General features: G+C 42.4%; 21 protein-coding genes and 2 pseudogenes. 5 read left to right on the forward strand and 18 right to left on the reverse strand.

Annotation, left to right across the window (positions count from 1 at the left end; all coding sequences use genetic code 11):
- Positions 1 to 102: 102 nt before the first annotated feature.
- On the forward strand, positions 103 to 309 hold the full coding sequence (locus FTU29_RS17610) for a cupin domain-containing protein (protein ID WP_373423553.1): 207 nt from the start codon (positions 103 to 105) through the stop codon (positions 307 to 309).
- The gene (locus FTU29_RS17615; RefSeq protein WP_373423554.1) at positions 300 to 491 is read left to right on the forward strand and encodes a cupin domain-containing protein; all 192 of its coding nucleotides are present in this window, start codon (positions 300 to 302) and stop codon (positions 489 to 491) included. Before FTU29_RS17610 ends, FTU29_RS17615 begins: the two co-directional genes overlap by 10 nt.
- Positions 492 to 796: 305 nt before the next feature.
- Here the strand turns inward: FTU29_RS17615 and FTU29_RS02360 are convergent, their stop codons facing one another.
- The 8 genes and pseudogenes from FTU29_RS02360 to FTU29_RS02395 form a co-directional block, all read right to left on the reverse strand.
- Entirely contained in the window at positions 797 to 1396 is a 600-nt protein-coding gene (locus tag FTU29_RS02360; RefSeq protein WP_180120125.1) for a gamma carbonic anhydrase family protein, read from the reverse strand.
- A 39-nt stretch (positions 1397 to 1435) separates the two neighbouring features.
- A complete protein-coding gene (locus tag FTU29_RS02365) occupies positions 1436 to 2377 on the reverse strand; it encodes a PaaX family transcriptional regulator C-terminal domain-containing protein (RefSeq protein ID WP_180120127.1) in 942 nt (313 codons plus the stop codon).
- Positions 2378 to 2434: 57 nt separating this feature from the next.
- Positions 2435 to 3727, reverse strand: a complete 1293-nt coding sequence (gene paaK / locus FTU29_RS02370) for a phenylacetate--CoA ligase PaaK (RefSeq protein ID WP_180120129.1) — start codon at positions 3725 to 3727, stop codon at positions 2435 to 2437.
- A 46-nt stretch (positions 3728 to 3773) separates the two neighbouring features.
- The gene (pcaF, locus tag FTU29_RS02375) at positions 3774 to 4994 is read right to left on the reverse strand and encodes a 3-oxoadipyl-CoA thiolase (RefSeq protein WP_180079110.1); all 1221 of its coding nucleotides are present in this window, start codon (positions 4992 to 4994) and stop codon (positions 3774 to 3776) included.
- 10 nt (positions 4995 to 5004) lie between these two features.
- On the reverse strand, positions 5005 to 6552 hold the full coding sequence (locus FTU29_RS02380) for a 3-hydroxyacyl-CoA dehydrogenase (protein WP_180120131.1): 1548 nt from the start codon (positions 6550 to 6552) through the stop codon (positions 5005 to 5007).
- A 3-nt stretch (positions 6553 to 6555) separates the two neighbouring features.
- Positions 6556 to 7347 (reverse strand): 2-(1,2-epoxy-1,2-dihydrophenyl)acetyl-CoA isomerase PaaG, encoded by a 792-nt coding sequence (paaG, locus tag FTU29_RS02385; protein ID WP_078193733.1) that lies wholly within the window; start codon positions 7345 to 7347, stop codon positions 6556 to 6558.
- Entirely contained in the window at positions 7347 to 8117 is a 771-nt protein-coding gene (locus FTU29_RS02390; RefSeq protein ID WP_078193882.1) for an enoyl-CoA hydratase-related protein, read from the reverse strand. Before FTU29_RS02390 ends, paaG begins: the two co-directional genes overlap by 1 nt.
- Before the next feature lie 25 nt (positions 8118 to 8142).
- Positions 8143 to 9069 (reverse strand): annotated as a pseudogene (locus tag FTU29_RS02395) (2Fe-2S iron-sulfur cluster-binding protein); the annotation flags it as partial.
- 3 nt (positions 9070 to 9072) lie between these two features.
- On the opposite strand from FTU29_RS02395, the pseudogene FTU29_RS02400 reads away from it, so the two are divergent.
- The 3 genes and pseudogenes from FTU29_RS02400 to FTU29_RS02410 all read left to right on the forward strand — a co-directional run.
- A pseudogene (locus FTU29_RS02400) lies at positions 9073 to 9858 on the forward strand (MFS transporter); the annotation flags it as partial.
- Positions 9859 to 10254: 396 nt separating this feature from the next.
- Positions 10255 to 10491: a VF530 family DNA-binding protein gene (locus FTU29_RS02405; RefSeq protein WP_078193741.1), complete on the forward strand. Its 237-nt coding sequence runs from the start codon at positions 10255 to 10257 to the stop codon at positions 10489 to 10491.
- 128 nt (positions 10492 to 10619) lie between these two features.
- On the forward strand, positions 10620 to 11318 hold the full coding sequence (locus FTU29_RS02410; protein ID WP_180120135.1) for a DUF1826 domain-containing protein: 699 nt from the start codon (positions 10620 to 10622) through the stop codon (positions 11316 to 11318).
- A gap of 447 nt (positions 11319 to 11765) precedes the next feature.
- On the opposite strand, the gene FTU29_RS02415 is transcribed toward FTU29_RS02410, so the two are convergent.
- From FTU29_RS02415 to moaA, 10 genes are all read right to left on the reverse strand, one after another.
- On the reverse strand, positions 11766 to 12050 hold the full coding sequence (locus tag FTU29_RS02415; protein ID WP_257226883.1) for a cation efflux protein, CzcI-like: 285 nt from the start codon (positions 12048 to 12050) through the stop codon (positions 11766 to 11768).
- 194 nt (positions 12051 to 12244) lie between these two features.
- The gene (locus FTU29_RS02420; RefSeq protein WP_180120137.1) at positions 12245 to 13648 is read right to left on the reverse strand and encodes an amino acid permease; all 1404 of its coding nucleotides are present in this window, start codon (positions 13646 to 13648) and stop codon (positions 12245 to 12247) included.
- A gap of 213 nt (positions 13649 to 13861) precedes the next feature.
- On the reverse strand, positions 13862 to 14500 hold the full coding sequence (locus FTU29_RS02425) for an ATP-binding cassette domain-containing protein (RefSeq protein WP_180120139.1): 639 nt from the start codon (positions 14498 to 14500) through the stop codon (positions 13862 to 13864).
- A complete protein-coding gene (modB, locus tag FTU29_RS02430) occupies positions 14487 to 15185 on the reverse strand; it encodes a molybdate ABC transporter permease subunit (RefSeq protein ID WP_180120141.1) in 699 nt (232 codons plus the stop codon). Before modB ends, FTU29_RS02425 begins: the two co-directional genes overlap by 14 nt.
- A 3-nt stretch (positions 15186 to 15188) precedes the next feature.
- Complete coding sequence (modA, locus tag FTU29_RS02435) at positions 15189 to 15950, reverse strand: molybdate ABC transporter substrate-binding protein (RefSeq protein ID WP_180120143.1); 762 nt, start codon at positions 15948 to 15950, stop codon at positions 15189 to 15191.
- Between the two features lie 9 nt (positions 15951 to 15959).
- Entirely contained in the window at positions 15960 to 17210 is a 1251-nt protein-coding gene (locus FTU29_RS02440) for a molybdopterin molybdotransferase MoeA (RefSeq protein WP_180120145.1), read from the reverse strand.
- Entirely contained in the window at positions 17207 to 18130 is a 924-nt protein-coding gene (gene moaCB / locus FTU29_RS02445; protein ID WP_180120147.1) for a bifunctional molybdenum cofactor biosynthesis protein MoaC/MoaB, read from the reverse strand. Before moaCB ends, FTU29_RS02440 begins: the two co-directional genes overlap by 4 nt.
- A 51-nt stretch (positions 18131 to 18181) precedes the next feature.
- On the reverse strand, positions 18182 to 18748 hold the full coding sequence (locus FTU29_RS02450) for a molybdenum cofactor biosynthesis protein MoaE (RefSeq protein WP_180023675.1): 567 nt from the start codon (positions 18746 to 18748) through the stop codon (positions 18182 to 18184).
- Between the two features lie 2 nt (positions 18749 to 18750).
- A complete protein-coding gene (locus FTU29_RS02455; protein ID WP_180011191.1) occupies positions 18751 to 19002 on the reverse strand; it encodes a MoaD/ThiS family protein in 252 nt (83 codons plus the stop codon).
- 2 nt (positions 19003 to 19004) lie between these two features.
- Positions 19005 to 20042: a GTP 3',8-cyclase MoaA gene (gene moaA, locus FTU29_RS02460; protein ID WP_180120149.1), complete on the reverse strand. Its 1038-nt coding sequence runs from the start codon at positions 20040 to 20042 to the stop codon at positions 19005 to 19007.
- Positions 20043 to 20211 lie beyond the last annotated feature (169 nt).

Genomic DNA, 20211 nt, shown 5'->3' on the forward strand with positions numbered 1-20211 from the left:
TAAGGATACTTTTGAACCGCTAAATTGAACCATTAATCATCATAGTATCTCCTTGTACTAAGACCCTTGTGATTACTCGGACCTGCTCTCACCTTTTGTGTTATGCATCTTCATGCTGATTTTTCAAAACCAATTATCATCACTCCGCAAGATTACCATTGGATCAAATCTCCAGGCGGTGAAGTCAATGGTATGATGCTTGACCGACTTGGTGCAGAAAAAGCGCGTGCAACCAGTGTGATTAAATTTTCGCCAAAGGCTCAATTCACTGAACATACTCACCCCTTTGTGACGAGGTTTTGGTCTTAATTGGAACATTTACTGAAAATGAGGATCAACACTATCTTGCAGGATGGTATATGCGTAATCCACATCAATCTAGCCATCGGGTATCGAGTGAAATGGGTTGCCAAATTTTTGTCAAACTCATACAAATGACAGAACATGAAGTGACTCCAACACGCATTAATACTCATGACCCAAAGCATTGACGTATTCAGCAAGGCCGAGAAATCTGCTCCTTATTTAAATCAAATGTTGAACAGACTTTTTTGGAAAAATTAAAACCCAATCAATACATGGCTGAAAGTGCTGAACATGGCATTGAAATTTTTATCCTTGCAAGGTGCGCTTAGCTCAGCACACCATGTATATCCTACGGGAACCTGGATGCGCTTCTCTTCAGATTATGATATTGATCTAAACGCCACCGAATTAGGTGCAACGCTGTATATCAAAGCGGACATTTGCAACAAGCCAGAGACGTTTGGACAGATGAATTGAATATGTAAATAGCTTACATATCTTGCTTTAAGACATGATCTGCCTGAAAATTTTTATAGGTTAAACGTTCCGCTGTGTCATGGGGTAAAGGTTCTACCACTTGTAGACTGTTGAGACAACGCTCGGTTAACTCAATGTACTGGGCCGTACCATGACGTTTCCAAGCAATTTCTTGATCGGTTAAGGCTCTCACCACCCGTGCAGGACTGCCCAATACCAGCATATTATTAGGAATCTCTGCTTTTGCCTTAACTGTACTGTTGGCACCTATAATCACATTTTCCCCAATCACAGCTTCATCGAGAATCACACTATTCATGCCAATGAGGGCATTCTTGCGTACCACACAGCCATGCAAAATAGCACCATGACCAACATGACCATACTCTTCCACCAAGGTCACACTGTTTGGAAAGCCATGAATGGTACAAGAATCTTGTACATTGGCATTTTTTTGAATATGAATACGGCCAAAGTCAGCACGTAAGGCAGCAAAAGGTCCAATATAAACCCCTGCCTCAATAATCACATCGCCAATCAACACGGCGTTTGGGTGTACATAAGCCTGAGGATCGACCACAGGAATCACGCCATCAATGGCATAGCACGGCATTGCTCTATCCTTATTGTTAATTTTAAATTAGACGCTAACTTAATAGCTCAAATCTGGCTGTTTTAAACCACCAAAACGTTTATAGAACTGTGGGTGTGCGGGCGGCATACTGCCTTCAGCCGTACGTGCAACATTTAAGAAAAACTCATCGCCTGCCATAAATACCGCCTGATACAAATTGGTACTTAAATTACGTGCAATTAACGACAGCCAGTCCGTCGGTAACAACTCAAATGGTAAATTTGGATCTTTGAGTAAAATACGACGGAACTGATGAATCAATAAGACACGAATTTGAAAGGCTTGGACGGCATCTATTTCTTCTTCTTGCTCAACAAAATAGAAAAACTCACGAAAATCACTAATAAATTTTTCATAGCGTTGATGTAATTCTTGAATAGGCCAATTCACAACCACCATACGTTTAATGGTGGGATAAGATTCTTGCCAAAGTTCTAAGGTTTCGGCACGAAATACCACCACTTGATCGGTCATTTGATGACTGAGTAATAAATTTTGCAGCTTTTGTTGATCACAGCCCGGATATGCCATGACATTGGTCGCGATATTGGCAAAACCTAACCATTCAAGCTCTTTCTTTAAGACCAATTTATTTTCAAGTTCAACTGAGCTAAGGAGCACCAAGTCCCACTTTTTATCCCAATCTTTATGACTAAAGCCATAAATTTTCTGATCAGCCATGATAAAACGCTGACGACTACTTTCCGTAATACGGTAATAACTGGTGCGCCCAATTTTCTCTGAACTGAGCCAGCCATTTTGTACCAAACGAAAGACCGCAGTACGTACTGAACGTTCATTCAATCCAAATACGTCCATTAGCTGAATTAAGCTCGCAAGACTGATGACACCGCCACGGTGATAAATGCTATCACCAAAAATGGTCATGACCAATGAAGTCCCACTGAGCGCTTCACGTTGAATAAACTCATCAATAATTTGTTTTAATTTAGGATTCATTGCGTTTTCATTTACCTATTGAATTGCCTGACGACCTTTATCGTCAGGCATGTTCATTTAAGCGGATTGTCGAATATCAAAAACGCGCTGCGCTTTGCCTTCAGAGCGAGGTAAACTCCCTTCATTCAGCACTTCAACACTCACACTAATCCCCACCATGGTTTTAATCTGTGATTTTAATTGGTTTGCAAGCTGCATCGCCAATTGAGGACTGCTATCTTGACGCATTTCAGTGCGAATATGCAATGTATCCAAGTGACCTTGCTTACAAATATGAATCTGATAATTGGCAATTAATTGTGGAATTTGCAAAATTTGCTCTTCAATTTGCGATGGGAACACATTCACACCACGAATAATCATCATGTCATCACTGCGACCGACAATTTTATCCATACGACGCATGGTACGTGATGTGCCTGGCAGTAAACGTGTCAGATCACGGGTACGATAACGAATAACCGGCATGCCTTCTTTGGTAATTGTCGTGAATACCAATTCACCCAGCTCACCATCTTGCACCACTTCGCCTGTTTCAGGATTGATAATTTCTGGATAGAAATGATCTTCCCAAATGGTTGGGCCATCTTTGGACTCTAAACATTCCATTGCCACCCCAGGACCCATGACCTCAGATAAGCCATAAATGTCTAAAGCATCAATACCTAAACGCGTTTCAATTTCTTTACGCATTTCATTGGTCCAAGGTTCAGCACCAAATACACCAGTTTTAATAGAACAGTCTTTGGCTGAACCAAACTTTTTCTCAAGGGCTTCAATGATATTCAAGCAATACGATGGTGTCACCATGAGTGCTGTTGGTTTAAAATCGTGAATTAACTGCGCTTGTTTGTCTGTTTGCCCGCCTGACATTGGAATGACAGTAGCACCCAAACGCTCTACGCCATAATGTGCACCTAAGCCACCGGTAAATAAACCATAACCATACGACACTTGAATGGTGTCTTTACTGCTTAGCCCTGCAGCACGCAGCGATCGTGCGACTACGTCCGACCAGATATTGATGTCATGTTGGGTATAGCCAACCACCGTCGGTTGACCTGTGGTTCCCGATGAAGCATGTACGCGCACAATTTGCTCTTGAGGCACCGCAAACATGCCAAATGGATAATTGTCACGTAAATCTTTTTTGGTGGTAAAAGGAAATTTTGCTAAGTCCTCAAGATGTTTAAAATCATCCGGATGTACACCTGCTTCATCAAACTTTTGCTTATACACCGTGCTGTTATGATAAGCATGATTGAGCGTCTTTTTTAAACGCTCAACTTGCAGTTGACGTAATTCATCTACAGATGCGGTTTCGATGTGTTCCATTGCATTTTTATTCATTGTCTTACTCCTTACGCAGTCATCGCGACAGCTTGTTTTATGTCAATCAATTACGTCCTGAATTGATATTTTCGAGTATTAAGGCAACACCTTGCCCAACGCCCACACACATGGTGCAAAGCGCATATTTCCCTTGTTGAATTTTGAGTTGATGCATTGCGGTAAGGACTAAACGTGTACCACTCATGCCAAGTGGATGGCCCAAAGCAATGGCACCACCATTTGGATTGATACGTGCATCATCATCCGCTAAACCCAGTTCACGAATCACAGCTAAAGCTTGTGCTGCAAAGGCTTCATTGAGTTCAATCACATCCATTTGCTCTAAAGTTAAGCCCGTTTGTGCTAAAACTTTACGCACTGCAGGCACAGGCCCAATACCCATATAACGTGCTTCTACACCGGCACTTGCAATCCCTAAAACTTTCACTTGGGGAGTTAAACCATGCTGCTCAGCAAAGGCGTTATTACCTAAGAGTAAACATGCAGCACCATCATTGACACCTGATGCATTGCCTGCTGTGACTGAACCTCCTTCTTTACGAAATGGTGCTTTAAGTGCATTTAAAGCCTCTAGTGTGGTTTCTGCACGTGGATGTTCATCTAGAGCAACACGCACTACACCTTTTTTGCTTTTAATCTCGACTGGTAGAATCTCACGCTCAAAGCGACCTTCAGCCTGTGCTTTTGCGACTTTTTGCTGACTGTTGTAGGCAAATTGGTCTTGATCGGCACGGCTGATATTGTATTTTTCTGCCACGTTTTCAGCAGTTTCAGGCATGCTGTCGACGCCAAAATTGGCTTTAAATAGCGGATTGATAAAACGCCAACCAATAGTGGTATCAAAAATTTCAGGTGTACGGCTAAATGCACTCGTCGGTTTAGACTGAACAAAGGGCGCACGTGACATGTTTTCCACCCCACCCGCTAATACAAACTGCGCTTCACCCGATTTAATCGCACGTGAAGCAAGCCCCACTGCATCAAGACCTGAAGCACATAAACGGTTCACGGTAATGGCAGGTACACTATCAGGTAAACCGGCAAGCAAGCTTGCCATCCGTGCCACGTTACGATTGTCTTCACCCGCTTGGTTGGCACAGCCGAGAATCACTTCATCGACCTCCGTCCAAGGCAAATTTGGATGTTGTTGCTTCAAATACTGAATCGGCAATGCAGCCAAATCATCGGTACGAATACTACTTAAACCACCGGCATAGCGCCCAATTGGGGTACGAATCCCATCAAAAATAAATACGTCTTGCATCATTTTATCCTTAACTGGCAGCGCGTAATGGCTGCTGCGTTGACACATGTCCTTGTGCCGCTTTTTTTAATAAATATAGATTAGGACGATAACGCTCTTCACCATAAATACGATACAGATTTTGCAAAGTCTGTAAAATAATGTTGTATCCTAATTCTTGTGCCCATTGGAATGGTCCTTTAGGATAATTCACAGCAAATTTCATGGCTGCATCAATGTCTTGTTCAGACGCAATTTGATGTAAAACGGCCTCGCATCCTTCATTGACCAACATGGCAATAGTGCGCAGCACATATAAGCCTGGATGATCCTGTGACCAAATCGGGATAATATTAAGACCGATAAACAACTGTTCAATCGTTTTTTGATCTATCTCAGTACATGCTAGTGAAGCTGTAACTGCAATGGCTTTGGCTTGTGACCAATCGCCATGCCAATCCATCAGTACCACTTTTTGTGTTGCATAATCAATCTCGGCAGATTGCCCCATTGATAAACGTAAAGACACATCACCAATGAGAATTTCAGCCGTAGGCGCCGCTTCAATACGCAGATGAATATGTGCAGATTGTTGCAATAGTGCGATTAAACCCAGTGAATGTGACCAATCACCTTTGACCACCACCTCAATTTTTTCAGGTGATTTACTGTAAATCACAGGGAGTTGATACACTTTTTTAGAATGTTCCGTTCGATAGTCATAAAAACCCTGTTGAGTTTTGCGACCGAAACAGCCTGCATCAACTAATTCTTTTTGAATTAAGGATGGACGGTAACGCGGTTCATCAAAAAAGGCATCATAGACACTCTGTGTGACAGAAAAGTTAATGTCTTGGCCAATTAAATCGGTCAGCTCACACGGCCCCATCGAAAAGCGTCCACATTCACGCATGATAAAATCAAGTTGCTCAGGCGTGGTCGCATTTTCCTGCAGGGCACGAAATCCTTCCGCATAATAAGGACGTGCAATACGATTGACGATAAACCCTGGGGTGGATTTGGCACGTACTGGCACTTTTTTCCATGCTGTCATCAAGCTGACTAAAGCATCAGAAATTGCTGGGTCTGTTTTTAAGCCTGCAATCACTTCCACTAACTTCATCACTGGTGCTGGGTTAAAGAAATGCAAACCGACCACGCGTTCTGGATGTGGAATATTGGCAGCAATCGCAGTAATCGAGATTGAAGATGTATTGGATGCAAAGATCGTCTCAGGCGAGCAGATATCAGCAAGCTGTTGAAATAGCTTTTGTTTAACTTCTTTGTTTTCTACAATCGCTTCTACAATCAGTTGGCTGTCTGCTAACTCGTGTAAATCCGCTGCCACGTTTAAATTGGACAAGGCCAGTTGCAAGAGATCAGCCGCCATTTTTCCGGCATCTACACGTTTTTGTAATTGCTGTTTTAGTGCAGCAAAAGCACTTTCTACACGTTGTGGATCGACATCATACACATGGGTCGGATGGCCATGCATGGCCGCCAATTGTGCAATGCCGATGCCCATGGTACCGGCACCAATCACTGCCACAGGGGCATGCTGTAAGTGAAGTTCTGCCATGATTTAGCATCCTGTATATTGTGGTGTACGTTTTTGCATAAAGGCTTGTACGCCTTCACGATAGTCACTGCTACGCCCTGCTAAACGCTGTAAATCACGTTCTAAAATCAATTGCTCATCGAGGCTATTAGCTGCTGCAGCATGAATGGCTTTTTTAATCAATGACAAACCATAAGTGGGTTGTGTCGCTAAATGTTCTGCCAATTTGCTGGCTTCGGCTTTCAGTTTTTCGTCTTCAACCACTTGCCAAATCATGCCCAATTGTTGTGCTTGCTCAGCAGGAATCTTATCGCCAAGCATAGCCAAAGCCATTGCTTGTGCACGACCAACCAAACGTGGCAAAAACCATGTTCCACCCGAATCTGGAACTAAACCTAAACGACAAAAGGCTTGAATAAAGGATGCTGATTTTGCAGCCAGTACAATGTCACACGCCAAAGCAATGTTGGCACCTGCACCCGCTGCTACACCATTCACTGCACACAGCACTGGTTTCGGCATTTCAGTAATCAGTTTGATCAGTGGGTTATAATACATTTCAATCGAGCGGCCTAAATCAGGTGCATCGGCATTTGGATCAACCACGCGGTCACTTAAATCTTGTCCCGCACAAAAACCTCGACCTTCCGCAGAAATCACCACTGCACGAATCTCAGCATTTTTTGCCCATGCTTTGAGAACTCCTGAGACTTCTTTGTGCATAGTTTCATTAAAGCTATTAAGTTGCTTTGGACGGTTAAAGGTTAAATAACCGACTGCATTTTTTTCTTCGACAATAATTGTTTGGTAATCCATTACACACCTCTAAATGCGGGTTGTCTTTTTTCTAAGAAAGCTTGAATGCCTTCCTGACGATCTTGGGTTGCTGCCAACCACACAAAATGTTGACGCTCGAGTTTTAAACCCTGGCTTAGGGTCACTTCATGAATACTTTTTAGCGACTGTTTAATCACACGAATCGCTAGGGGTGCTTGCTTGGCAATTTTTTCTGCCAATTCAACGGCATATTGCACCGTTAAAGCTGTTGGGCAAATTTGACTGCTGATCCCGTGTTGCAATGCGGTCTGGGCGCTGATCATTTCACCTGTCATTGCCCAACGCATACACAGTTGCTGACCGACGAGACGTGCCAAACGCTGTGTTCCACCTGCCCCGGGCAACATGCCTAAACCAATTTCTGGTAAAGCAAATTGTGCATTTTCACCACTCAACACAATGTCACCATGCAATGCCAATTCAAAACCTGCACCTAAGGCATAACCGTTGACGGCCATAATTAAAGGCTTTGAAAACTCATCAATCCGCTTCCACAACTGTGGTCGTTGATCCTGTTGAATGCTGACCACATCAAGTTGGGCAAGCTCATTCAAATCCGCACCTGCAGCAAAGCATTGTGAATGACCTGTAATCACGACTGCACGCACTTCACGGTCTGTATCTAAGGTTGTTAGATAATCCGCGAGCTCTTGCAATGTGGCATTGTTTAAGGCATTGCGTTTTTCAGGGCGATTCAGTTCAATGAGCACCACACCGGTTTTTGGAGAACTACTTTTTAGATATTGCATGTCCATACTTTCATTCCACACGGCGTTATTCATCAAAACTTAAGCGTACATTGGCAGTGGTTGGACGGGCTTGGCAGCTCAAGACATAACCTCTTGCAACTTCATCCTCTTCAAGACTGTAGTTGATGGCCATCTCGACTTCACCTTCAAGTACCTTACACTTACAGGTGGCACACACCCCACCTTTACAGGCATAAGGTAAATCTGCACCTGCACGTAATGCGGCATCGAGGATGCTGTCATCTTGTTTTGATACCTCAATGATCAACTCACGACCATCTAAAATAATGTTGACCTTTTCTTCACTACGTTGCGCAACTTGTTGTGCTGATGCTTTTGTAGTCGTACCTGTATTAAAACGTTCTGTATGAATCTTGCTGCGCTCAATCCCTAGCGTCGGCAAAATTTCCTCAACGGCCGTCATCATCTCTTCTGGACCACAGGCAAAGCAGTGATCAGTATCTGTACGAATCAAACCGGCTTTGGCCAACTGCTGGAGCTTTTCAGTATCAATACGACCGTTAAAGATCTCGCTGTCATTCAATTCACGTGAAAAAATATTCACCAATTGCAAACGCTGATGAAAGCGATCTTTAAGATCCATGATTTGTTCAGCAAACATGGTTTGTTTCCATGAACGATTGCCATAAACCAGTGTAAATGTGGCATCTTGCTGACGATTCAGCACTGATTTCACGATGGATAAAATTGGCGTAATTCCACTGCCTGCAGCAAAGCCTAAATAATGTTGTCCACCGACTTTTGCTGCTTTTTGGAAAAAAACCCCTTGAGGTGGCATCACCTCTAACACATCCCCTGCTTTGAGGTTTTCATTTGCCCATGTTGAAAATTGACCTTGATCAATTTTTTTAATGGCAATACTCATATCTTCTTGCACATCACTACAAATCGAATAGCAACGACGAATTTCACCTTGCTCTGTGAGATGGCGAGGGGATGGCGCGTACCATTTTTACTCAGTATTATTTTATTTGGTTTAGGCTATTGGATTCGTCGCTCAGTTGAAGAAAGTCCAGTGTTCGAACAATTAAAAGAGCGTAAAGGCACAGCAAAAAAACCAATACGGGAACTATTTTCTGAGTATAAAAAACTTATTTTAACAGCTTCCCTTCTTACTGCTGGTACAACTTCACTTGGTTATATGACAGCAGGCGGTTTCATTCAAAGTTTTACTACTAATCCAAATGGCATGGCATTAGATCGACCAACAATTTTGAGTTTAGTCTGTACTTCTGCAGTCATTTGGACATTCTTTACTTGGCTTTCAGCAGTCATGTCCGATAAATTTGGTCGAAAACCTATTTATATTTTAGGTTCAATCATTCAAATTTTAACTGCACTATTCTTATTCCCATTGGTTAGCACTGGTGAATATGTATACATTATGCTTGGTTTAGCAATACTCGCTATGGGAATTGGAATCACCTATGGTGTGCAAGCTGTTTATTATTCTGAACTCTTTCCTGCATCTATTCGATTCTCTGGTATTTCGATTACTTATGCACTGGGTTCAATCATTGGTGGTGCATTTGCTCCCCTGATTGCTGCAGCTTTAATCACTAAAGCTAACGGCATTTTCTTGGTAAGCACCTATCTGACGGTTATGGCTGTTATTGCTTTCATTGCAATCTGTGTACTTAAAGACCGCACAGGTATTACACTGGAACCAACCGATGAAGCTGAGAATGCACAAAAGAAATCGCCATTTGTTTGGAAATAATCTTAGCGTTTAGATTTTTAAAATGACTTGCACATGATGTCATTAAAAATAAGACTTGACTCGGACTTTTCAATCCGAGTTTTTTCTTGACTGATGCTTATAAATTTCTGCATATACTAACAGTCAAAAGAAGTATAGGCTGACTAACTAAAAATGAATTGTTTAAATTAATTATTTTATGAATGTTAATTCTTCTTTTATTAATTTTACGCTTATAAATCTCATACCCAAGATCTTATCTAGAGTGTTTCTTTGTTTTTAAGAAATTTTAGTCTTGCAAAATGGCTTCGGAAATATGTTAAATATTGAATATGAATCACATTTCAGTTCAAGCTCCCACTTTTTTCAACTCGCTCAGGTTATAATAATGGTCTCCCAAAATATGATTGATCTAATATGAGCACCTCCAATGACCCTTTACACGGCAAAAAACTTGCTGACATCTTGGATGAACTATTGGATTACTATGGTGGTTTTGAAGGCTTAAGCCGCAAAATTGAAATTAGATGTTTTTGCATAGATCCAAGCGTTAAATCTTCACTGCGATTCTTACGAACTACACCTTGGGCACGTGAAAAAGTAGAAAGTTTATATTTGTATGTCTTACGCCAAAAAGCCAAACAGAAAGCGTAACGATTAATACCTACGCTCAAATAATCTTGTATAGCAGTTTGTGTTTTAAGATAAAATGAAACTGCTGATTCCTTCTGGCTATTCCTTGCACGCAGTATTTTCGCCTCAGATTTAATTCGATCCCTATTATGAGCAATCCTTTTTCCCAGCATCCTCAAATTGGTGTAGTTACTACATTTTCTGAATTGATTCACAGTCATTTCGAAGGTCAAATGAATGCGCTTTGCTGGCAACGTAGCTTACAAGGTGACTTTAAAGAAGTAGTCAAAAAACTCGAACTGATTGAAAATATTACTGAAGTTTCTATAGATGATCTGATGGAATTAAAGCTTTCAGCGCAAGGTCATTTAGCTAGAGAAATCATTTTAAATGACATGCAACAATTAACAGCATTTGGTGCATCACCCTCGCTGAATTTGCTTAAATGCTATGAACGCGATGATCAATTCGATTTCATCTCAACTGATGTTTATTCTTTTCATGTTGATCGATCACCCATCGCTACCGATACCTTTTTATGTACGTATTATGGTGCTTCTAGTGATATTGTGCCAAATGATCAAGTCACACAAAAAATCTTAATTCCTGAAATACGAGAGCAACTCAAAGCTTTATACGATGGCCCTGCCTCAGAATTTGATGATTTTTTATCAGAATATTTTTTTGATTTACATTATCAGCTCAAAGACAATGCTGTGCCTGTAAATCTAGGAAATGGTCATCTATGGCGTTTAGCGGTGGATCATCCTACACAGCCCGTATTGCCTTGTGTGCACCGCGCACCTGTTGAAAATGCAGGTGAGTATCGGCTTATGCTGATTTGCTGATTTTAAATATTGATAAATCCTGAGTCCATACGATCCATTCTGTCTAATGAATGAACCGTAATTGAGATCGAGCTGTATTAAGGCAGCGGTAAAGGACTGGCAGTAGCCAAATATCTGTTTGTGCTTGGTCGTTTTGTACCTTGGCAAATGTAGATTCAAAACTGCTAACATTTTCCGCAAAAGTACTTTGTATGGCCGTCGAAATACCGACAGCTAAGCCTAGACGTATAAACGCCGTAAAATATAAAGACATGATTTTTCCCACTCATTTATTAAAAAAAGTGGCGGGAATGCTTTAGGCTATCCCGCCATTAGCGGGGCATAAACAGGAGGAGGTGTTTGCAGTAAGAGATCAGGCGCTTGATAAAGATTCGTCCAAACAAATTTTGGCAAATATTCAAAGGCCTGATGCGCAATAAAAAGAATCGATTGTTGATTTTGTACAATCTAATGCGTCATAGACGGCAAATGGTCTTGATGATCTTCACCGAGTTGCAGATCACTTGCGGTATTTTTGACTGGTTTATTACTTGATTCAGATGCTTGATGCAACGAATGCTGTGGATTGGTTTCACTGCTGACGCATAAGGTATTTTGATGATGACCAAAATGATAATAGCTTTGAACAACTTGGGTTTGCTCTTCATGCACACAGAAAGCGGCTGCCACGTTCCAAAGGCTTTGGAACATGAACAATCCGACTAAGACTGTTATCCATGTCGCAGAACGCATATTGTATCAATCAAGAAAATTTTAACGATTATAAAGCTTGGAGTCGGTCGAAGGTCAAGTGAATCTTTGAATTTGTCTTAAAAATGGATTGCCATAGAGATATAACGTAACGCATTCGCTTTAATCCCCTGACACGGCACATTCTAAAGACAATCCATTGGTTCATGATTACGATTTTTATCAGCGAAACTTTTTTAATTTAGTTCTGAATCATTCTTCAACTTAGCTTTTCTTGTCACAACTAAGCCGCAGAGCACCACCAATGTCGTAACACCTAAAGATAATGAAGTTTCATAACTGTAGGCTGGAGATAAAAACATATAGATCAGCACACTTAAGATCACCAAAATGACTGCCCATGTCAGCCATGGAAATAGCCACATTTTAAACGCAACCTCAGTTCCATTTTTTTCGATTTGTGTTCTCAATTTAAGCTGTGAAAATGCAATCACTAAATAAACCAATAAGGCAATTGAACCTGTTGTAGACAGTAAAAATCCAAATACTTGGCCTGGAAATAAATAATTGACTGCACAGCAAATTAAGCCCACTACAGACGATGCCAATACTGCAATTGCAGGCACACCAGAGGCATTAATAGATGCGACCCATTGAGGTGCTTCTTTGCGTGACCCCAATGAAAATAACATCCTTGATGAACTATAAAGTGCAGCATTCATACAACTTGCAACCGCAATAAAGACCACACTATCAATAATCAATTTTGATTGAGGGACATTTAAACTGACCAAGACATACTGGAAGGTGCCTAATTGTTGTAATTGCGGTGAACGCCAATCAACCAATGCAACCGTTATAAAAATTGAAACCACAAAAAATAAGATGACCCGATACAATACTAAATTGGTTGCACGTTTAATTTTTTGTTCAGGATCTTTTGATTCTGCTGCAGCGATCGATAGTATTTCTACACCAAAGAATGAAAATGCTGAAATCAATATTGCTGAAAGTACACCACCCAGACCATTTGGCATAAATCCATCATTTTTAAACAGATTTTCTACACCACTCACTTCAGGTGCTAATGGCCAAAATCCAAATATTGCGGTGAGTCCAATGGCGATAAAAATTACAATAGCCAAGACTTTTATCAGAGAAAACCAAAATTCAAACTCACCAAAACTTCGAGTACTAAAAAAGTTGGCTAAACTGAGCAGCACAATAAAGAATGTCGCAAATACAGCGCTGGATATTGATGGAAACCATGCATGCAAAATTTCTGCACCGGCAATTGCTTCAATAGGAATAACTAAAACCCAAAACCACCAATATAACCATCCGATGGTAAAGCCCGCCCAAGGCCCTATGGCTTTTCTCGCATAGGTTGAAAATGAGCCTGTGTCAGGTTGAGCTACTGCCATCTCCCCCAACATTCGCATGACTAAAAAAACCAATATACTGGTAATAATATAAGCAAGAACAGCGGCAGGACCTGCTTTTGCGATAGCAGCAGATGATCCAACAAATAGTCCAGCACCAATTACCCCACCAATACTGATCATCGTAATATGCCGATTAGATAGCCCTGCACCCAGTTTTGCAGTTGAATTATGTGTGGCTAAGCTATCATCATGCATCGATTAGATTCCCTGTCTGCACGGTCAGTCGTACAAATCATTATTTCCAAGATCATTAGGAATAAAAAAGGGAAAACGCTGTGTTCTCCCTTGTTTTGTAACAATTTAATCTAGAAAATGAGTTTTTCATAGTTCTAATCAAAACTTTAAGATGCAGCTTAATACCATTTTTTCATCTAATTCACTGTTATTACTTATATAATTTATATTTATTTAAAAACTTATTTGACCATTTTCTAGATACAAAATATGGGCTTTTAAATAATCTAACTCATCGCCATGATGCGTAACATATATCATCGGCAGCGCCAACTGTTCTTTCACCGTGTTTAAAAATGGCAATATTTGATCTTTCAGCCTGCGGTCCAGTCCTGTCAGCGGTTCATCTAACAGCAGTAAGTCAGGCTGTGACAGCAATGCGCGTCCTATGGAAACGCGCTGCGCCTCACCGCCAGAAAGTTCATGCGCCCGCCGTTTGAGCAGTGGCTGTAACTCAAGCAGATTAGTCACTTGCTCAAATTTAAATTTCGCATTTTCCTGAGCGTCTAAGTTCTCCGCATATTGTAAATTTTGCTGCACATTCATATGTGGGAAAAGCCATGCTTTTTGGAAAATCAGCGCAATACGGCGTTTATGCATTGGCACGTTAATCTTTTGCGCCGCATCGAACACTTCACGCGTATTCAGCGAAATATAACCTTGCTGCGGTTGCAGCAGACCAACCAAATTTTTCAACAGCGTAGATTTCCCACTACCTGATGGCCCCATAATGCCAAGCAGCTGTTCCTGCATCTGCAGCCGAGCCTGCAATTGAAAACCTGCATATTGAAACTGAAAATCACACTGAAGCATGGCTTGTTCCGAGTTTTCGCTGATAGCGCTGTAAAATATAATAATTAGCAATCAATGCACCAAAAGCTGCGACCAGTGAAAGTACAACTAAACGCATTGCGGCCTCTTCACCATTGGGCTGCTGTATTAGAGAATATATGGCAATCGGTATAGTTCGAGTTTCCTCTGGAATATTGCCCACAAAAGTAATGGTCGCGCCAAATTCACCTAAGCTGCGGCTAAATCCTAAAATACTGCCAATTAAAATGCCCGGCAACGCCAGCGGCAGGCTGATCGAGGCAAATACCCGTAACGGATGCGCGCCTAGTGAGCCTGCAACCTGCTCCAGCTGCTGATTGATCATTTGAAAAGACAAACGGATCGGCTGCACAACCAGCGGAAATGACACAATCATGGATGCTAAAACGGCGCCTTTCCAATTAAAAGCCAGTTGAATGCCCCATTCATTGAGCAGCTTGCCGATCCAGCCATTTGAACCAAACAGTACTAGCAGCAGATAACCCAAAACCACCGGCGGCAGCACCATCGGCATTTGTAACAGCGCTTCGACTAAAAATTTCAAATGAAACTCATAGCGCGCCAGCACCCAAGCCAGCCCAATAGCAAATGGCAAGCAAAATACAGTGGCGCAAACGGCAACCTTAGCCGACAGAAACAAGGCGCTCCACTCTTCTGGGCTGAGCATGCTTTAGCCTTTCACACCAAAGCCATAATGCTTAAAAAGCATTTTGCTTTGCGCATGGTCTTTAAGATAACGGTAAAACTTCACGGCCTCAGGTTTAGCTGCGCCTTGATGTGTTAAAGCCAATGGATAAATGATCGGTTGATGAGTATGATTTGGAAAAATCCCGGCTATTTTAACTTTAGAACTGATCAGCGCATCGGTACGGTAAACAATCCCCGCTTGGCACTCACCGCGTTCAACAAAAGCCAAAGCCGATCGTACATCATCTGTCCCGACAATCCTTCCATTCAAACTTGATAGCCAGCCCAACTTGGTTAGGCTTTGTTTGGCATATTTTCCAGCAGGTACAGACTCCATTTGCCCTGTACATAAGTGACCTTTCAATGCCTTGGCAAAATTAAACTGCGGCACGGCTTTAAATTGCATATTCACCGCTTTAGGCGTAATCAGCACCAAATCATTGCTTAGCATGTTGAATACTTGCTTTGCAGGTATTTTCTGTTTTTGCACCAAATAATTCATCCAGTCCACATCTGCTGAAAAATACAAATCACTTGGCGCACCGGCTTCAATCTGTTTGGCTAAAGCAGATGACGCGCCAAATACCGGTACAATTTTGATGTCTGGATTCTGTGCCTGATATTGCTTTGCAATATCGCTGATAGCATTGCTTAAACTGGCTGCAGCATAAATTTTGACTGTTTCCGCCTGAGATGCGCCAGCAATGAAGCTCAGTCCTAGTGCTAAAATAAATTTGAATCGCATAGCAAACTCCTAATGCTGAATAAATACGCCTTGAAGAATTTGTCCTGCTTGCACAGACTGCCCTGCAGGAATCCGAACAATGCAATTAGCTTGCATTAAATTGCTCAACATATGCGACTGCTGTTTAGACAGGCTGGTTAGTTGAAGCTTGCCTTGCTTATCAAAGTGCGCCGACATTCTTAAAAACCGCTCACGTGCATCTGCTTTTAGGTCATGTGTCATGACTGCGCTGAACCAGTCCAGCGCAGGTGTTTGACCTTGTAGGGCTTTCAATAATCTATCTGTATAAATTTGCATGCCGACATAGACTGCAGCGGGGTTGCCCGGCAGTCCGAGTAAATAACAGGAACTGCTGTCAGGACGTCGATATTGTGCAAACAGCATCGGTTTGCCGGGTTTTTGTTTCACTTTCCAGAAAATTTGCTGAAAACCGATGTCTAAGGCTGCCGGCCGAACAAAATCATAATCACCTACAGATACGCCGCCAGTCGTTAAAATTAAATCAAAGCTGTCTTTTAAACGGTTGAATAAATCTAAAACCGCCTGTTTTTCATCTGCAATATGAATCACTTCAACTTGGACGTGCTGCGACTGAAACCATGCTGAAATCAACGGCGCATTGGCATCAAAAATTTTACCTGCACGGTAATCTTCTATATTTTGCGCAACTTCATCACCTGTAATTACGACCGCAATTTTCGGATAGGCAAAAACTTCGCAGTGTGAAATACCAGCCATACTGAGCGCTGCAATTGATCCAACCGTTAGCTTTTGACCACGCGCTGCTAAACATTGTCCAAATGAAATTTCCTCACCTGCATCTCGAATATCTGCATGCGGGCTTAAGGCTGCAGTCAGTTCAATCTGCTGTCTATCCGCCTTTACAATTTCTTGCCGCGCTACAGTTGCCGTGCCTTCAGGTATCGGCGCGCCGGTAAATATGCGGACAGCTTGCCCTGCTTTTAAGCTTATTTGAGCCGTTTGCCCTGCGCGGATTTCTCCAATCAGCTTAAATTGCGCGCCGGGTTTAATTTCACCCGCTGCGCAAATGGCATAGCCATCCACTGCGCTTTGCGCAAATAAAGGCAGCTGAATTTGTGAATGCACATCTGCCGCCAAATAACGGCCTAAAGCGTGCTGAAGCGCCAAAGTTTCATGCGCTAAACTTTGCGTATGTGTCTGAATCAGCGTAAGCGCTTCGTCCACTGAAATCAGTCCAGTCTCGGCCCCGCAGCCTGCGTGCAATACGGCTTGGTTCATTGGTAGCCTCCTGCATGCGGAATATTCTTCTGCACATCAAATAGATGCACCAAGGCAGGTAAAATGGCAATCAATGATTCTTTTGCGCCTTGTCTGCTGCCCGGCAGTGTAATGACTAAACTGTCATCAATATAGCCGGCAACACCGCGGCTGAGGGCCGCATAAGGGGTGCGTTTCTGCCCAAAACTGCGGGATGCTTCCATCAGCCCTGGAATTTCCCGTTTTAACAGCGGCTGAATGGTTTCAACGGTTAAATCTTTCTGGCCTAGACCTGTACCGCCCACGGTCAAAATCAGCGGATATTGCGTCTTATGCTGTTCAATAAGAGCCAAAAGCTGTTCAGGACTGTCCGGTATCACTTGATAGCTGATGTTGCTGAAGTTTGCTTCTTCTAAAATTTCGAGGACATTTTGCCCTGCAGTATCTGATTTTTTACCGGCAGCAACCGTATCTGAAAGCACAATAATCGACGCCGATAAGCTTTCTTTCAATACACGGGTAAAATGTGATTTACCGCCTTTTTTCTTTTGCAGTTTCACCTGATCTAGGCATAAATCTTCAGGCTCACAGTGCGGTTTCAGCATGTCATACAGCGTTAAACCGGCAAGACTGACCGCAGTTAATGCTTCCATTTCCACACCCGTTGGGCCAATGGTTTCGACCACAGCACTGATTTCGACATGCGCCTCAAATAATTCATATTCGACATCTGCACGGTAGATCGGCAGCGGATGACACAGCGGAATGAGTTCATCCGTGCGTTTTGCGCCCAATATACCTGCAATCCGTGCGGTTTTCAGCGCATCGCCTTTTTCTGTATTGCCATTACGCAGCAGTTCAATGCAATTTGGCGGCGCATGCAGAATTCCAGTTGCAATTGCTGTACGGTAACTTTCCGCTTTCATGCCCACATTTTTCATTGCTTTGTCCTTATCTTATTCATTTGCGTCTACAGTATTAAATTTGGAGTTTTATAGGTGCCATTGGTAAATATTGGCGTTCAAATGCATGGTCTGATGGCTGTTTTGATGTGCATGTTCACATGACTCGCCATGAATATGAGCATGCTGCGCTGCATGACTTGTCGCCTTGGGCACATGATCTTTACGAATACAGCAGCCCTCTACATATTGGCTGCTGCCGTCCATATAAAACTCTTCTTTCCAGACAGGAACTTCATGCTTAACCCGCTCAACCGCTTCTTCGCAGGCAGCAAAAGCCTCACGTCGGTGCGGCGCATAGGCCATGGCGATAATGGCGGTATCACCGACCTGCAGCGCGCCAATACGGTGTACAACCCGTACATATGACACGCCGTATTTGGCTTGAATTTCCTGTTCAATTTGCCGGATCATTTTTTCAGCCACAGGCGCATAAGCGGTATATTTCAAAGCTTTTACCGCTTTGCCTTCATGGTGATTACGCACCGCGCCTATAAATACACCTATACCGCCGCATTCAGGAAATGCCTTAATGCTGTCAAAATCGGCTTGGCTGAATACCGTGTCTTGTATGCGTGAAATATGCTTGAGCTCCATATTCAGCCTCCCGCCACAGGTGACAACAGCACAACGGTGCTGTCCTGCATCAATGCGGTTTGCCTTGGCACAATGTCTTCTCCCATAGCGCAGGCGCAGCGTTCAAGCATGCTGAACGACTCCGGAAATTGATCTGTAACTTGCTGCAAAACCTCTGCAATCGACTGCTGTGCGAAGCAAGTCAGACTCAAATTCTCTGGCAGCAGGCGTTCAATAGCGCCAAAAGATTCTATTTTGATGGTGATATGAGTCATCTTTAACCTCCAATCATATGCATGCTGATTTTTCTAGATGGGCTGGATTGGGTAGTTATGGCATGAAAGCCTTGTTCCTTCTGCCAAATGTAACCGCCTAATTTTTGCTGCAAAGCCATTGCATCGAGCGGCATTAACTCTGTTGTTTTACTGCTTTTCAGCTGTTGAATTTCATGGCTGAGATTTAAACCTTTTCGGGCAAACAGGCAGTTAAAAAACTCGCCTTGCGCATTCAGTCTTAGACGGTCGCAGCTGCCGCAAAAAGAATTGCTGATGGTTGAAATAATACCTAGAGGCAAGCCGTTGATTAAGTAAGATCTGGCTGGTGACGCACCTTGACCGTGCACTGTTTGCACTTCAAAAACAGTATTGAGTTTATCCAGTATGTCTTGTTCGGTAACGATCGCAGCTTTAGACCAGTTTTGATCACCATCCAGCGGCATAAACTCGATAAACCGCAGTTCGAAACCTTGTTGCAGCGCCCATTTTGTTAATGGAATGATTTGCTGTTCATTTAGAGCTTTCATTAACACAGCATTGATTTTTATTTCAAAACCCGCTTGCTGAGCAGCTTCAATCCCGTCTAATACAGGCCGTAATTGTTTTTGTGTCAGCTGGAAAAATTGCGCTTCATCCAAACTGTCCAAGCTGATATTTATGCCATCTAGGCCAGCTTGTTTTAGGGCCTGTGCATATTGCTTCAGATAATGTCCATTGGTTGTCATGGAAATACGTTTAAGGCCTAGCTTTCTGAGGTGCTGCAGCTGTTCAATAAAATGTACAACGCCTTGACGCATAAGAGGTTCACCGCCGGTGATCCGGATTTGATCAATCCCGCGCAGCACCATAAACTCACAAAAATTGTAAAGTGATTCAAAACTAAGAAGATTATGTTTTTTCATCCATTCAGGATGCTCAGGCATACAATAGACACATTTAAAATTACAGCGGTCTGTCACTGAAATGCGCAATTTGCGTTTTTCACGGCCAAACTGATCCTTAAAAATGGTCGCTGGCTGTAATTGTGTCATGCTGTTCATGTTTATCTTCCATGGTGCTGTCATTTGCCCTGTCTTAGCTCAGTACAAATTTTGCGCCCTCTTTTCTTGCAGTAAAAATTGCAATAAGTGTTCCAACTTTGCGCTTTTTTGAATATTTATTTCAGAGGATTTGGTTTGTTTTTTTGACACACAAAATCAATAACTTATA

Origin of the sequence: Acinetobacter sp. YH12086, assembly GCF_013419345.1 — a bacterium.
Classification (GTDB): Bacteria; Pseudomonadota; Gammaproteobacteria; order Pseudomonadales; family Moraxellaceae; genus Acinetobacter; species Acinetobacter amyesii.

Coding starts and splice junctions, on each gene's coding strand:
- FTU29_RS02455 (WP_180011191.1), bottom strand. CDS start 19,002: ATGACTCATATCACCATCAAAATAGAATCTTTTGGCGCTATTGAACGC.
- FTU29_RS02440 (WP_180120145.1), bottom strand. CDS start 17,210: ATGAACCAAGCCGTATTGCACGCAGGCTGCGGGGCCGAGACTGGACTG.
- pcaF (WP_180079110.1), bottom strand. CDS start 4,994: ATGCAAGACGTATTTATTTTTGATGGGATTCGTACCCCAATTGGGCGC.
- FTU29_RS02420 (WP_180120137.1), bottom strand. CDS start 13,648: ATGCATGATGATAGCTTAGCCACACATAATTCAACTGCAAAACTGGGT.
- FTU29_RS02450 (WP_180023675.1), bottom strand. CDS start 18,748: ATGGAGCTCAAGCATATTTCACGCATACAAGACACGGTATTCAGCCAA.
- FTU29_RS02365 (WP_180120127.1), bottom strand. CDS start 2,377: ATGAATCCTAAATTAAAACAAATTATTGATGAGTTTATTCAACGTGAA.
- FTU29_RS17610 (WP_373423553.1), top strand. CDS start 103: ATGCATCTTCATGCTGATTTTTCAAAACCAATTATCATCACTCCGCAA.
- modA (WP_180120143.1), bottom strand. CDS start 15,950: ATGCGATTCAAATTTATTTTAGCACTAGGACTGAGCTTCATTGCTGGC.
- FTU29_RS02380 (WP_180120131.1), bottom strand. CDS start 6,552: ATGGCAGAACTTCACTTACAGCATGCCCCTGTGGCAGTGATTGGTGCC.
- FTU29_RS02425 (WP_180120139.1), bottom strand. CDS start 14,500: ATGCTTCAGTGTGATTTTCAGTTTCAATATGCAGGTTTTCAATTGCAG.
- FTU29_RS02410 (WP_180120135.1), top strand. CDS start 10,620: ATGAGCAATCCTTTTTCCCAGCATCCTCAAATTGGTGTAGTTACTACA.
- moaCB (WP_180120147.1), bottom strand. CDS start 18,130: ATGAAAAATGTGGGCATGAAAGCGGAAAGTTACCGTACAGCAATTGCA.
- FTU29_RS02360 (WP_180120125.1), bottom strand. CDS start 1,396: ATGCCGTGCTATGCCATTGATGGCGTGATTCCTGTGGTCGATCCTCAG.
- FTU29_RS02405 (WP_078193741.1), top strand. CDS start 10,255: ATGAGCACCTCCAATGACCCTTTACACGGCAAAAAACTTGCTGACATC.
- paaG (WP_078193733.1), bottom strand. CDS start 7,347: ATGGATTACCAAACAATTATTGTCGAAGAAAAAAATGCAGTCGGTTAT.
- FTU29_RS02390 (WP_078193882.1), bottom strand. CDS start 8,117: ATGCAATATCTAAAAAGTAGTTCTCCAAAAACCGGTGTGGTGCTCATT.
- paaK (WP_180120129.1), bottom strand. CDS start 3,727: ATGAATAAAAATGCAATGGAACACATCGAAACCGCATCTGTAGATGAA.
- moaA (WP_180120149.1), bottom strand. CDS start 20,042: ATGAACAGCATGACACAATTACAGCCAGCGACCATTTTTAAGGATCAG.
- FTU29_RS02415 (WP_257226883.1), bottom strand. CDS start 12,050: ATGCGTTCTGCGACATGGATAACAGTCTTAGTCGGATTGTTCATGTTC.
- modB (WP_180120141.1), bottom strand. CDS start 15,185: ATGCTCAGCCCAGAAGAGTGGAGCGCCTTGTTTCTGTCGGCTAAGGTT.